The 13,619-nt window shown below is 69.3% G+C and carries 12 protein-coding genes and 1 pseudogene; 9 read left to right on the forward strand and 4 right to left on the reverse strand.

All coding sequences use genetic code 11. The annotated features are described in order from the left end of the window. Window positions 1-94: 94 nt before the first annotated feature. The 3 genes from PV963_RS29665 to PV963_RS29675 all read right to left on the reverse strand — a co-directional run bounded on the left by PV963_RS29665 (window position 95) and on the right by PV963_RS29675 (window position 4,631). The gene (locus PV963_RS29665) at window positions 95-1,606 is read right to left on the reverse strand and encodes a polysaccharide biosynthesis tyrosine autokinase (protein WP_274819038.1); all 1,512 of its coding nucleotides are present in this window, start codon (window positions 1,604-1,606) and stop codon (window positions 95-97) included. Window positions 1,607-1,942: 336 nt separating this feature from the next. After that, entirely contained in the window at window positions 1,943-3,859 is a 1,917-nt protein-coding gene (locus PV963_RS29670; protein ID WP_274819039.1) for a DUF4012 domain-containing protein, read from the reverse strand. 112 nt (window positions 3,860-3,971) lie between these two features. Beyond that, window positions 3,972-4,631, reverse strand: a complete 660-nt coding sequence (locus tag PV963_RS29675; protein WP_274819041.1) for a sugar transferase — start codon at window positions 4,629-4,631, stop codon at window positions 3,972-3,974. Window positions 4,632-4,824: 193 nt separating this feature from the next. Between PV963_RS29675 and PV963_RS29680 the strand changes: the two genes are divergently transcribed. From PV963_RS29680 to PV963_RS29710, 7 genes are all read left to right on the forward strand, one after another. Then, window positions 4,825-5,826 carry a UDP-glucuronic acid decarboxylase family protein gene (locus PV963_RS29680; protein WP_274819043.1) on the forward strand — a complete coding sequence of 334 codons (1,002 nt, stop codon included), beginning with the start codon at window positions 4,825-4,827 and terminating at the stop codon, window positions 5,824-5,826. After that, a complete protein-coding gene (locus PV963_RS29685; RefSeq protein WP_274819044.1) occupies window positions 5,823-6,773 on the forward strand; it encodes a WecB/TagA/CpsF family glycosyltransferase in 951 nt (316 codons plus the stop codon). The genes PV963_RS29680 and PV963_RS29685 overlap by 4 nt, the downstream gene beginning before the upstream one ends. Continuing rightward, the gene (locus PV963_RS29690) at window positions 6,770-7,582 is read left to right on the forward strand and encodes a class I SAM-dependent methyltransferase (protein ID WP_274819045.1); all 813 of its coding nucleotides are present in this window, start codon (window positions 6,770-6,772) and stop codon (window positions 7,580-7,582) included. The genes PV963_RS29685 and PV963_RS29690 overlap by 4 nt, the downstream gene beginning before the upstream one ends. Before the next feature lie 5 nt (window positions 7,583-7,587). Further along, window positions 7,588-8,262, forward strand: a complete 675-nt coding sequence (locus PV963_RS29695; protein ID WP_274822151.1) for an FkbM family methyltransferase — start codon at window positions 7,588-7,590, stop codon at window positions 8,260-8,262. Continuing rightward, on the forward strand, window positions 8,262-9,521 hold the full coding sequence (locus tag PV963_RS29700) for a glycosyltransferase family 4 protein (protein ID WP_274819046.1): 1,260 nt from the start codon (window positions 8,262-8,264) through the stop codon (window positions 9,519-9,521). Before PV963_RS29695 ends, PV963_RS29700 begins: the two co-directional genes overlap by 1 nt. Further along, window positions 9,515-10,729, forward strand: a complete 1,215-nt coding sequence (locus PV963_RS29705; protein ID WP_274819048.1) for a glycosyltransferase family 4 protein — start codon at window positions 9,515-9,517, stop codon at window positions 10,727-10,729. Before PV963_RS29700 ends, PV963_RS29705 begins: the two co-directional genes overlap by 7 nt. 111 nt (window positions 10,730-10,840) lie before the next feature. Continuing rightward, window positions 10,841-11,485, forward strand: a complete 645-nt coding sequence (locus PV963_RS29710) for a class I SAM-dependent methyltransferase (RefSeq protein ID WP_274819049.1) — start codon at window positions 10,841-10,843, stop codon at window positions 11,483-11,485. Here the strand turns inward: PV963_RS29710 and PV963_RS44070 are convergent. Next, window positions 11,449-12,237 (reverse strand): annotated as a pseudogene (locus PV963_RS44070) (transposase family protein). The gene PV963_RS29710 and the pseudogene PV963_RS44070 sit on opposite strands and share 37 nt — an antisense overlap. Window positions 12,238-12,398: 161 nt before the next feature. Between PV963_RS44070 and PV963_RS29725 the strand changes: the two are divergent. Together PV963_RS29725 and PV963_RS29730 are read left to right on the forward strand one after the other, a co-directional pair. Continuing rightward, window positions 12,399-13,190: a class I SAM-dependent methyltransferase gene (locus PV963_RS29725; RefSeq protein WP_274819055.1), complete on the forward strand. Its 792-nt coding sequence runs from the start codon at window positions 12,399-12,401 to the stop codon at window positions 13,188-13,190. An 89-nt stretch (window positions 13,191-13,279) separates the two neighbouring features. Then, window positions 13,280-13,582, forward strand: coding sequence for a hypothetical protein (locus tag PV963_RS29730; RefSeq protein ID WP_274819057.1), 303 nt, complete (start codon window positions 13,280-13,282; stop codon window positions 13,580-13,582). Window positions 13,583-13,619 lie beyond the last annotated feature (37 nt).

Raw genomic sequence — 13,619 nt, forward strand, 5'->3', positions numbered from 1 at the left:
CCCGCGGACGCCGGGCCGGTGGCGCGACGCCTGCCGGATGCCGACGCCCGGATCGGCCACACGGTCCTCTGCGTCGGTGGCATCCCCCATTCGCTCAGTGATGCTCTCCGCCGTCCTTGGCAGCCGCCGGGGCGGTGTCCTTCCCCGCCGGCGCGGTCGGCGCGGGGAAGGTACCGATCGTCGCGGGCCTGTCGCGGCGGATGCGGCGGCGGAGCCGGATCCGGAGCCAGTCCCGGCGCCCCGACGTCCTGGGCCGGTACTCGTACCCGTAGCCGTACTGCTCGCTGTCGCGCTTGGCGGGCATCATGTTGAGGACGCTGCCGAGCACAGTCGTGCCGACGTCGTGCAGGGCGCGCACGGCGTCGGTGAGCTGGCCCCGGGTGCTCTTCGCGTACCGGGCCACCAGCAGGTAGCCGTCGACCGCCGAGGCCATCGCCGGTGTGTCCGCCACCGGGAGTACCGGCGCGGTGTCGATCACCACGTGGTCGAACCTGTCGGCGAGCGAGCGCACCACGGTGCGGAACTGGGCCGAGCCCAGCATCTCCGCCGGGTTCGGCGGCAGCACCCCGCTGGCCAGCACCGAGAAGGAACCCGCCGACTGCATCACGTCCCCGGCGTCCGCCTGGCCGATCATCACGGTGGTCAGTCCGGCGTCCTGCACCAGGCCGAGCGTATGGGCCACGCTGGGGCGCCGCAGGTCCGCGTCGACCAGGCAGACCGAGGAGCCGAACTCGGCCAGGGCGGACGCCAGGTTGATCGAGATGCTCGTCTTCCCCTCGCCGGGCACCGCACTGGTGACCGCGATGACCTTGGGTGGGGCGTCGATGTCCACGAATTGGAGGCTGGTGCGCAGCCGTCTGAAGTCCTCAGCCCGCCGACCGAACGCGTCGTCGTCCGTGGCCACCGGGTGTCGGGAGACGCGCTGGTCGAGGACGACGCTGCCGAGTACGGCCGGTCCGCCGGCGGCGGCGAGACACCGGGTCAGGTCGCTGCGGCTGCGCACCGAGGTGTCCAGTGACTCCCGCGCGGCCGCCAGGCCGGTACCGAGGGTCAGGCCGGCGACGAGCCCGAGTGCGAGGTTGAGCGCCAGGTTCGGGGAAGTCGGCGCGTTAGGGGTGTTGGCGGGCTCGGTGATGCTCAGCCGGACGGGCGAGAGCCGGGCGCCCTCAGGTCGCTCGATATCGCCGATGATCTCGGCGAAGCGGTGGGCGATCGCGTTGCTGATCCGGGCCGCCCGGGACGGTTGGGTGTCCGTGACGGTGATCTTGAGAAGTACCGTTTCGAGGGGTACCTCCGTGGTGATCTTTCGGGCCAGTTGTGAGGGCGTCATGTCCAGGCGCAGAACCTTGGCGACCGGCTTGGTTACGTAGGGGCTGGTGACCACTTCCGCGTAGGAGCGGACGCGAGCCTGGGCGAAGCTGTTGCCCTGATTGAGCTTGACCGTGTCGTCCCAGTCCTGAAGAGACACGAAGAGCGTCGAGGTGGCCCGGTACTGCGGTGTGGTGGCGTTGGTGACGAACACGCCGACCGCTGTTCCCAGCAGGCCCAGCGCCGCGATGGCGCGCCAACGCCTGACCAGGAATCGAAGGTAATCGGACAGATTCAAGGTATCCATCCCAGGTGTGCAAGTAGGCAGCAATATGCGGCATTCACTAACTTAGTGATCATATCCGTGACATTCGGTGAAAACATGCAGGAGTGACGGCCTACCGCTGAGATGACCGGAGTCGCGTACAGCCATCTTTCGCACGGGTTCCGTCGGCCGTGTTGTGGCGTGCCGAGGGCGATGGAGGGTCAGCCGGTCCGCGCGGCGGCGGCGATCCTCTCCATCGACTCCTCGACGTGCAGCGCGAAACACCTGAAGCAGGCTCATCCCTACGAAGCGGTACAGGAGCTTAGATACGCGACATAACGTCAATATCCATGCCGCCGCGGAGGGGGATCAGCCGACGCACGGACCGTTCGGGAGCACCGTGGCCCGCAGGGGACGCACCAGCGGCTGACGCAGCACGAAGGGAGGACGGTCCCCGGGCCGCTCCAGCAAGTGGAGTACGAGGGTGCGCGTGCCGCGCGCGGGCAGCTCGACATCGAGGGTGAAGACCGGATGGCCCCGCTCGGCGCCGTGGCTGACTTGAGTGGGGCGGCCGTCCAGGGTGGCACCGGACAGGGTGGCCTCCGCACTGGCGTAGTAGGACACCAACAGGCGGTTGTCACCTGGCCGGGTGTCATAGCGGGGGGCGTCCACCCGCTGGACGACGTACGGCGGCAGTCCCCGCACCGGAGCCCGGTTGGTCAGGCGGACGGTCACGGTGACCTCGCGTTGGCCGTCTACGCACCGGCCCGGTGCCCACACGAGTTGGCGGTCGAGGTAGTAGTCGAGCTTCGTACCCGCCGCGTTGTTGACGACCAGTCCGGCCAGCGGAGCGGATCCTTCGGGCAGCGCTCCGCCGAACGACCGCGCCAGGAGCTCGCGCTGCTCCGCCGAGTGCCCGCTCCACACCTTGATCCGTCCCTCTCCCAGCTGCCGGTGCAGCGCAGAGAAGAGGGCGGTCCGGCGCGCGGGGTCGGTCGAGGCACCGAGCAGCCGGATGGCCACCGCGCGCGCCACGTCGAGGAAGTACGCCTTGCGCCGCTTGAAGTCCGGGTGGAGCGCGTAGCTGGCGCGCTCGCTGAGATCCACGACGTTGCGGGCGGTGACGGCGCTCCCGTCGGGCAGCCGGGCAGGACCGGAGGCGGCGAGCAGCCCGGAGACCGCACCGGGGTCCAGGCCGAAGGCACCGTCCACACGCTGGCCACTGTGCCGCTGCCACGCCGCGGCCCAGATCCGCGCCGCGTACGGGAAGTGCGGGCTCATGTTGGAGTTCACCCAGGTCCGGGTCGGGGCGCTGGGGCCGTAGAGTCCGTCGAACTCCGCTCCCAGGTCGACGTCCGCATACGCCTCGCTCAGTTCGATGTCGTTCCCGAAGTACTCGAAGCTCAGTCGGCCCCGTTCCGCCCTGAGCACCGCGAAGGCTCCGGGCAGTCCGCCCGTTCCACGAGCCTCGGCGGTGTTCTCGAACACCGCCAGGTACCGCCGCGGTCCGTCCGCTCCGAGCATCGAGGGCATCAACCTGGCCGCCGCGGCGGCATCGTGGGTGAGAGGGGCGATCCGATCGAGCTGTCGGGCGAGTTGGGTGCGCGCCCGGTCGGTGGCCGGCAGCCAGGTGCCGTGCGGGAGGGCGTCGACATCGGTGCGTACCCCCGACGCGCTGCGCGAGGCCTGTTCGAGAAGGGGAGCCACACGGCGCAGCGCGGAGAGGTTCAGGTGCCGGCCGTCGTCCGTCCCGGTCGATTCGAGCTCCGCGACGGTGCGCGACAGGGGAGACAGCACGTCGTGGGTCAGCCGGTCGGAGGCCTCCGCGATACCGCGTACGGTACGGAAGGGGCCGCCGAGAACGGGCAGGTGGGCCGCCGGGAACCAGGCGGGGCCGGTGGTGAGCCGATGCGCCCGGGCGGCATGGCCGGCGGCACTGCGCACCGCGTCCTGCGCTGTTGCGGTCCGCGTCGCCGGCGGGCCGGCCGCGGTGGCCGGGGCCGCTGTGGGCTGCGCGACGTGCTGCCGCCGCAGCGCCTCCAGACTCCGCTGGGCGGCCAGCAGTTCGTTGCGGGCGAGCACTCCGGTGACCGCGATCCAGGCGGCACCGGCCAGGAGCAGTCCGGCCGCGGCGTACAGCGGCATCCTGACGCGACGGTCGCGCAGCCGACGGACGATGACGACGGGCAGCACCCGCTCCTTCCACCGGCGCGGAATCCGCCAGGCCCGCTCCGCTCTGGGCGGGGGGTCCTGCACACGCGACGTACCACGACGAGTCTCGGACATCTGGTGTCACTCCCTGGCTGATCTCGTTCGCTGGGTCCCATGGCCCCCGCAACGCCCCGCGGGGGCGCCGGGCGCGGAGGCGGGTCCCTCCGTGCGACGCGCGGGCGCCGGCTCAGTAGGCGCCGTCACCGCGCAGCACGGCGGGGAGGGTCCGCCAGAGGATCGCCAGGTCCAGCCTGATCGACCAGGTGTCGACGTACTCCAGATCCAGGCGCAGGGCGTCCTCCCAGGCGAGGTCGGACCGTCCGCTCACCTGCCACAGTCCGGTGATCCCGGGCCGGACCAGCAGACGGCGGCGGGCCTCCCCGGTGAACGCCGAGTCCACGACCGGCAGCGGACGGGGACCTACCAGGGACATCTGTCCCCGCAGCACATTGACCAGCTGCGGCAACTCGTCCAGGGAGTAACGGCGCAACCACCGCCCGACCGCGGTCACCCGCGGGTCCTCGCGGATCTTGAAGAGGTGCCCGTCCGCCTCGTTGCGCCCCTCCATGGCCGCGCGCAACCGCTCCGAACCTAGGCGCATGGTCCGCAACTTGAGGACGTGGAACTCCTTGCCCTGCCAGCCGGTGCGGCGCTGGCGGAACAGCAGCGGGCCCGGGGTGTCGAGCTTCACCGCGACGGCGGCGGCGAGGAGCACCGGAGCCACCAGCAGGAGCAGTACGGCGGCCCCCACACAGTCGATGGACCGCTTGGCCGCCCGGACTCCCCAGTGCGCCCGCCCACACGGAGCCGGCCGGTGATGAGCCGCCTTCGCAGTGGATACCGGCATTCCGCATCCCTTCACCTTCTGCGGCAGAACGGGTGAAACGTGCCCCTGGCTAGGGGTATTGCGAGCCGCATGACGTCTCAAAAGGTCTATTTCTGACTAATAAATAGAAACACGACATCGCTCTGAGCTTCGGCAATGACACCGAAGCTCGCCCTCGTCCACCAGCCTGGACGGGGCGGCCGAGAGGACCTGCATGCGTGCAGTAGTGACGGGTGGGGCCGGGTTCCTCGGCTCCCATCTGTGCGAGCGGCTGCTTCAGGCGGACCACGAAGTCGTCTGCGTGGACAACTTCCTGACTTCCAGCCCCGAGAACATCGAGCACCTCATGGGCGCCCGGCACTTCCAGTTCCGCCACTGGGACATCACCCAGGGCATGGACGAGCCGGGGCCGGTGGACGCCGTCATTCACATGGCTTCACCGGCTTCGCCCGCGGACTACCTGAGACTGCCTCTGGAGACACTCCGAGTGGGCTCGGCCGGCACCTGGCACGCCTTGGACCTGGCCGCCGCAAAGGGCGCCCGCTTCCTGCTGACCTCCACCTCCGAGTCGTACGGCGACCCCCTGGTCCATCCTCAGCCGGAGAGCTACTGGGGACATGTGAACCCCGTGGGCCCGCGTTCGGTGTACGACGAGGCGAAGCGCTTCGGTGAGGCACTGACGATGGCGTACCGCAGGAGTCGCGGTGTGGACGCCAAGATCGTGCGCATCTTCAACACCTTCGGGCCGCGGATGCGCCCGGACGACGGACGGGCGATCCCCACCTTCATCCGCCAGGCGCTGAGCGGGGACCCGATCACGGTCAGCGGTGACGGCAGCCAGACCAGGTCCCTGTGCTACGTCGACGATGTGGTCGAAGGCCTGCTGCGCATGCTGGCCGTCGACCACTGCGGACCCGTCAACCTGGGCAATCCCCACGAGGTCTCCATGCTGGAGCTGGCGCAGTGGATCGGCAAACTCACCCGGTCCCGCTCCGAGATCACGCTCACTCCCCGTCCCCAGGACGACCCCGAGCGACGGCGTCCGGACATCACCCTGGCCCGCGAGCTGCTGAACTGGGAGCCCACGACTCCCCTGGAGCGCGGCCTGTGCGACACCATCACGGACTTCCGCCGGCGTCTGACCCCCGGGGAGTTCGCCGGGAGCGGCACGCGGCCCGCCGGGTCCACGCCGAGCTGTGAAGCCGCCCGCTCATGACCGCCCCTGCTAGCAGTCGGACGGCATCGGTGGCGGCGGCCCCCGTGGTCGAGTGCCTCGGTGTGCCCATCACCGCGCACACCCGCGACAGTGCGGCCCGCCATGTCGTGCACCTGGCCGGTCGGATGCGAGAGGCACGCCATGGGCTCACCGACGGAGCCGGCGCCAACGGCATCCGGCGCGGCAGTGACGTACACCTGTCCAACGCCTACACGCTCGCCCTGGCCGACCGGGATCCCGAGCTGCGCGGCATCCTCCGCTCGGCCTCCCTCAACCTCCCCGACGGGCAGCCGGTCGTGTGGGCCAACCGACTGCTGCACCCGAGCGCCGCACTGCCGGGCACACGTGTCTACGGCCCCGACCTCCTCATGGATGTCTTCGCCCTGAGTCAGCACACCGAACTGAACCACTACCTTCTCGGCTCCACCCCCCAGGTGCTCGACGCACTGCACCGGGAGCTGCGGCGGCGCTATCCGGGGGCGCGGATCGTCGGCACCTGCTCCCCGCCCTTCCGGCCCCTGACCGTCCACGAACGGCGGCAGCATGTGGAGGAGATCCGTTCCGCCGCGGCGGACATCGTCTGGGTCGGACTCGGCACCCCCAAGCAGGACCGCTGGGCCGCCGAACTGTGCGACGCACTGCCCGTGGTGGCCGTGGCCGTGGGCGCGGCCTTCGACTTCATCGCCGGAAACAAGCCGCAGGCACCGCACTGGATGAGGCACAACGGCCTGGAATGGCTGTTCCGTCTCGGCTGCGAACCACGCCGCCTGTGGCGCCGGTACCTGTTCGGCAACGCGCGCTTCGTCCACGGGGTGGTGCGCCAGGTGACACGCCCGGTTCGAGCGGACAGCGGTGCGGTGCACGCGGCATCCGATCGCCTGAATTCGGGCCGACTCGTCGGCCAGGGCCGGGAAAATCCCGACATCGTTCCTAACGTACGCCCATGACGATCACACCGGTCAAACCCTCGATGGGGGCCCTGCAAGAGCGCGAGCACGGAGCCGGGCACGACTACGCGGCGGGCTCCCCCCACATTCGCCACCACACGATTCGCGACCGGCTGATCGGAGACCTCCACACCCTGGTCCAACAGGTCACCGACCGGAACGGGCAGTGCCGGGTGCTCGAACTGGGAGCCGGGCACGGCACCTTCACCGATCATCTCGTGGCCGCGGGCGCGCAGGTCACGGTGACGGAGATGAGCGAGCCGAGCGTCCACTTCCTCCGGAGCCGCTTCCACCGCAATCCGCATGTCACCGTGATCCACGACAAGGACGGCACCGCGGCCTGCCAGGCCGGTCCGCTCGACGCCGTGGTGTGCATCTCCGTGCTGCACCACATCCCGGACTACCTGGGCACCGTCAAGCAGCTCATCGAGAGCATCGTTCCCGGCGGCGCGTTCCTCAGTGCCCAGGATCCCCTGTGGTACCCGCGCCGGTCGCGGGTGTCGCTGAGCCTGGACCGGAACGCGTACTTCCTCTGGCGCCTCGGCCAGGGCCGGCTCCGCCGCGGCCTCGCCACCCGCCTGCGCCGGCTACGCGGCGTCTACGACGACGCCAATGAGGCCGACATGGTCGAGTACCACGTCGTCCGCGACGGTGTCGACGAGGAAGCCCTGCGGGACCTACTCGCACCGGCCTTCGCAACGGTGGAGGTCCGGCCTTACTGGTCCACCCAGTCGGGGTTGCTTCAGGCCGTCGGAGAGCGCCTTTTCCCGCCGACGACCTTCGGCCTCGTCGCCACGGAACGCGTGTGACGCACATGGCGGCGACACACCTCACCCGGCGGATCAAGCTGAAGACCGCGGAGGCCGTCGTGCCCTGGCTGACCCGGATTCTCCCGGCTCACGGTCTGGAGCGGTTCGGCAGCACATACGGAGGGTGGTGGGTTCCCACCGACCTGATCGGCGAGGATTCCGTCGTCTACGCGGCAGGTGTCGGCGAGGACGTCAGTTTCGACCTCGCCCTCATCCGGCGCTTCGGGTGTGAGGTCTGGGCCATGGACCCCACCCCCCGCTCGGTCGCCTTCGCCGGAGGAGTCACCGAACCTCGATGGCATTTCCTCCCCTTCGGGTTGTGGAAGGAGGACGCGGTGCTGCACTTCCATCCACCCGCCGATCCCGCGCACGTGTCCCACTCCGCGACCGAGGTCCGTGGTCAGGGGCCTGGATTCGACGCCCAGTGCCACACATTGACCACCTTTATGAGGAAGCTGGGACACCAGCGGGTCGACCTGCTGAAAATGGACATCGAAGGAGCCGAGGAACAAGTGCTTGACCGGATTCTCGCCGAGGGCACACTGCCACGAGTTCTCTGCATCGAATTCGACACTCCGCAAAGCCCCTGGTCCCTGCGCCGACGACTCCGCCGGCTGGAGGAAGCCGGTTACGTGGTGCGCCACGCGGAGGCCCGCAACTACACCCTCACGCACGGCTGATGGCTCCCGGCAGGGCTTTGCCGCACGGCTCCTCGCCCTTGCGCGTCGCCGTGGTGCACAGCTTCTACAGCTCGGCCACTCCCAGCGGCGAGAACCAGACCGTGGCCGATCAGCTGGCAGCGCTCGCCAGAGCGGGTCACGAGGCACACCTCGTGGCCGCGCACACGGACGAACTCGGCCGCTCCCCGTTCTACCCGTTGCGTGCCGCCGTCACCGTGAGCAGCGGGCGAGGCCGTTCCCCCGTGGCCGACCTGCGGAGGCTGCGCCCGGACGTGGTCCACGTGCACAACCTCTTCCCCAACTTCGGCAGCTCCTGGCTGCGGTGCTGGCAGGGCCCCATCGTCGCCACGGTGCACAACTACCGGCCGCTGTGCGCCGCCGCCACGCTGTACCGGCACGGAGCGATGTGCACCCGGTGCCCCGACGGCGACCGGTGGGCCGGCCTGCGGAACGGCTGCTACCGCGGCTCGTCCGTGGCCACCGCGCCACTGGCGTGGGCCGGGCGCCGCGGAGCCGCCGCCCATCCACTGCTGCGTCGCGCGGACCGTGTCGTGGTGCTGTCCGCGACCAGCCGCCGCATGTACATCCGTGCCGGGATCGAACCGGAACGGCTGGACCTCGTGCCGAATTCCACAACCGAGGCCGCACTCCCGGCCCCCGCGGAGACGTTCCGGCACCGTACGGGCACCAACGAGGCCGCCTGGGTCTTCGCCGGGCGTCTGAGCCCGGAGAAGGGCCTGATGGAGCTGCTGGCCCGCTGGCCGGAGGGAGAGGCGCTGGACGTGGTGGGCGATGGCCCTCTGCTCGACGACTGCCGCCGGGCCGCACCGCGGGCGGTCCGCTTCCTCGGAGCGCTCGAACACGGCGAACTCCGGCAGCGACTGTCCTCCTGGCGGGGTCTGGTCTTCCCCAGCCGCTGGCTGGAAGGCGCCCCCCTGATCTATCCCGAGGCACTGGCCGCCGGACTCCCGGTGCTGGCGTTCGCCGGTTCAGCCGTCGCGGACTCGGTGCGGGAACAGGGCACGGGCACGGTGGTGCACTGGAACGAACCACTGGACGCCGCGCTCCGCCGCGCCGCCGAGTGCTTCCCATCGCTGCGCCCCCACTGCCGGGAGGTGTTCCTGCGTCATTACACGCAACAGGTCTGGGCGGAGCGCATCGAGGCCGTGTACGCCGCCGCTCTCGCGCACCGTGCCGCCGCCCGGCACGCCCCGGCCCTCGTCGGCCGGGCGAGCACAGCGAGGGACACGACGTGCTGAAGGCCGGACACCACCCGAGGATCGTGATCGTCCAGCCCTACATCCCCAGCTACCGGACCGCATTCTTCGAACGTCTCAGGAGTGATCTCCAGGCCGAAGGGTGCGCCCTGGACGTGCTGCACGGTCCTCCGCCCCCCTCTCACGTGGCACGACAGGACGCTTCGCACTGCTCGGGCGCGATCGAGGTCCCGGTGCGCCGTCTCGGCGTACCCGGAGGCCGGTCACTCGTCTGGCAGCAGGTGCAACGACGAGCGGTCTCCGCCGACGTCGTCGTACTGGAACAGGCGTTGCGCAATCTCGAGGCCTATCCACTCCTTCTCCGGCAGCAGTTGGCGCGCATGACCGGTGGTCTCACTCCGCGCGTCGCGCTGTGGGGCCACGGCCGTACGTACACCAAGCCGGTGAGCCGCATCGAGACCGCCGCCAAGGACGCCCTCACCCGGCGCGCCTCCTGGTTCTTCGCCTACACCGAGGGCGGAGCCGACCACCTCGCCTCCGGCGGCTTTCCGCGCCGGCGCATCACCGTGGTGCGCAACTGCGTGGACACCGTGGCGCTCGCCGAGGCCCGCGAGCGCGCGGGAACGCCCGGGACCCAGGAGTTCGCCGAAGCGGCCGCCCTGCGGTCGCGCCACGGGTTGCTGCCCGGACGGACAGCCCTGTTCGTGGGCGGGCTGGACGCCCCCAAGCGAATCCCCCTGCTGCTGGAGTCTGCTGGGCGCATCGCCCGCGTCCTGCCGGGATTCCGGCTGCTAGTGGCGGGGGACGGTGCCGATCGGCCCTTGGTCGAGGCCATGGCCTCCACGGCCAAGAGCCCGGTGGTCCCCTTGGGGCACATGACGGGAAGGCAGGTAGCGCTGCTCGGAGCGGTGTCGGACGTCATGCTGATGCCGGGCAGGGTGGGGCTGTGCGCGGTGGACTCGTTCGTTCTGCGGACACCTGTCGTCACCACGGACTGGCCATGGCACGCTCCCGAGTTCGAATACTTGAGGAACGGGCGCAACGCCGTCATCACGTCCGACGACCCGGCGGTGTACGCGGCGGCGGTGCAAGCACTGCTGACCGACCAGACCCGCCTGGCCTCCTTCCGAACGCGCTGCCGGGAGGACGCCGCCGCCTACACGACCGACGCCATGGCCGCACGTTTCTGTGAAGGGCTGCTCCAGTTGCTCGGCGAGACGCGAAAGCACGCGGCGGACAAGCTGCGGTGAGGCAGTGAACCCACCCACAGGCTGCGTGCCGGACGACTGGGCGGGTGATGCATGCCGCATGCTGGGTGTGGCACCAAAGCCGCTCCGAGGCAGCGCTGTAGCGTCGCTCGCGTGTCCGTTGCGAAAAGCCTTGCCAAGTCGGTCATCGGCACCGTCAACCGCCCCGTGGCCAAGGCCCGGTTCGCGCATGCGGCCAGGTCATCAGGGCCCCTCCTCAAGATCGAAGTGGGGAGCTACCGGAGTCGTCGGCCCGGCTGGATCTGCACCGATGTCTGCTGGCACACGCGGTCTTATCTGGATGCCACCAGGACGTGGCCCGTCCGATCCGGCTCGGCGAGTCACATCTACTCCGACAACATGATCGAGCACATCCGCCTCGAGCCCGCCCGCCGCATGTTCCGTGAAGCCCGGCGCGTTCTGGCACCTGGCGGGCGCATCCGGCTGTCGACACCCGATGTCGAGCACGCTGTGCGGCTGTACCTGGCACGTGACGACGAGACGCGACGGGAGATGGAGGAGTGTCGGCGGAGGGGGTACCAGGCTGAGCATCCGGTTGACCTGCTGCGCATGACCTTCCAGGACTGCGGCCATCACGCCGGATTCCTGTGGGACTTCGAGGCGGTGGAGGCGGAGCTCCGGTCAGCTGGTTTCTCCGCCGTCCGCCGTTACGCACCCGGCCAGAGCGATGACCCTGAACTCCGAGATCTGGAGTCCCGATCTCAATTCGCCTTGATCGTCGAGGCGGCTGTCGACTGAGCTCTTAAGCGTTGCCGCTCCAGAGCGAGGACGGCTGCGGCGATTGACGACACGATTCGGGCTGCATCGGGCTTTGCGGAAGATCCGCCACGACTTCAGTCGTGCGACACCGCGCTCGACCGGCGCCCGTGCGGCGGACAGCGCGCGGTTGACGGTCTGTTGGGTGGGTGTGAGGCCACGGCCCGGTGGGCGTCTGATGGGCGTCGTCACCCACGGTCCGGCTCCCATGTAGGCGCGGTCGGCGAGAACTGGAACGCCCTGACGTTCGCAGATCCGGATGATCCGGTGGGTGCGGGCCGCGGTCAGGTCGTGCGTGCGGCCGGACAGCGCGGGGAGATCCACAGCAGCCGGCCATCCGGATCGGTCACCAGCTGCACGTTCACGCCGTGCCGACGGTGTTTGTGCGAGTAGTCGGCGCGGCTGTCGCCGACCCGGTCGCATTCCGCCAGGGTGCCGTCGAGCAGCACGTGGTCTCGGTGGGCCTCGCGCAGAGCGCGCAGCAGGCCGGGCGCGCGGTCGGCGAGAGGTCAATGACAGCCGCGGTGTAGGCGTGGGCGGTGCCGACGGCGATGCCGAATCCCGCGGCGGATCTGCGTGAGGGGGTCGTCTCTGCGGAGGTACACCAGGCCGACCAGAGCACGTTGGTGCGGCGGGAGTTTGCAGCGACGGTCACCCTCGCGGGTGACGATGAGCACCGTGACCCACTCGACCAGGGCGTGAGGCAGGTCGAGAGCGGCAGGACAGGAAACCAACGCGGCTCCTTGAAAGAGCTCAGTGAGCCACATTCCGACAGCGCAACGACGCCGGGAAATCCGCCACCCAACGGAAACTCGGCGCGTGCGTCAGGATCATTCCATACGACCGTGCCAGACTGGCCGGGGCTTGGGATTCCATACGCCCCGGAGGAGGAGCTGTGAAAAGCGGAGTGGATTTGCAGCGCGCCGCGATGGCAGAAATCTGCAGCACCCGGGACGACTGGTCCTTCCACGTGACCAGCGATCCGCTGACCCGTTTTCTGCGCGACCGGCGGATGCAAACCGCGCTGCGCATGCTGCGTGTTCGAGGACTGCTCGATCCAGCGAAACAGAGCGTGCTGATCGTCTGCGGCGGTGTGGGCGGAGAGGGCGTCTTCCTGAGGCGTTACGGCTTCACGGACATCACGGTCAGTGATCTGTCCGAAGAGGCACTCGCCGTGTGCCGCGGCCTGGAACCGAGACTTCGAACCATGTCGCTGAACGCAGAGAACATGGCCGACATTCCGGATTCCAGTTACGACCTGGTCCTTGTCCAGGACGGGCTGCACCACTTGCCGCGACCGGTTCTGGGTTTCACCGAGATGCTCCGGGTGGCCCGGAGAGCCGTCATCGTGATCGAGCCGCACGAAGGTCTGGTGGGAAAGCTCATCGGCACCGAATGGGAACGGCATGGCGACGTCGTCAACTATGTCTTCCGATGGAATCGCTCGATCCTGGACCAGGCCACCCGCAGCTATCTGTTGTGCAAGCAGACGATCGTGCTGCCGCGCAGGATGTGGGACCACAACGTGGTGGTCGGAAAGCTGGCACGCCGCTTCCCGGAGCGTTGGCGCCTGCCGGTGGCGAAAGTCGTCTACCAAGTACTGCGGCCGGTGAACCGGCTCGGCAACATGATGGTCGCGGTGGTGGTGAAGCCGGGCGGCAACCCGGCACATCGGAGCGGACGGTGAACCTTTCACAGCGGGCCTGCATCAGGGTCGGTGCCGCTTTGCCTGCCGCGATCTCCTTCCGGACGGATCTGCTGATTCCAAGCCTGAGCATGCCCGAACGGGGGCCGTTCAACGGGCAGCTCAGGCGACAGGACCCCGCGCTGCTCTTCTATCTGGATACTCACTGGCAGGAGGACGTACCTCGCTACCAGGAACTGGAGATCATCGAGGCGCGCTGGAGCAGATCGGCCGTGGTGAGGAAGGCCTTCTACCGGAAGAGCGATTCGGCCGAGGAGACCGTCGCGAAGCGGGGATGCATTGTCCTGGCGAGCCCTGAGATGGCCCTGGCCGTGGACGCGTTCTCCAGCCTGCGCGCGGGCGAACTCACCCGGCAGACCACCTTGAACGGCTGAACTCCAGGACATGTCAGCGGCTCACCGTGCGACTGTC

The sequence above is a fragment of the Streptomyces coeruleorubidus genome (assembly GCF_028885415.1).
GTDB lineage: Bacteria > Actinomycetota > Actinomycetes > Streptomycetales > Streptomycetaceae > Streptomyces > Streptomyces coeruleorubidus_A.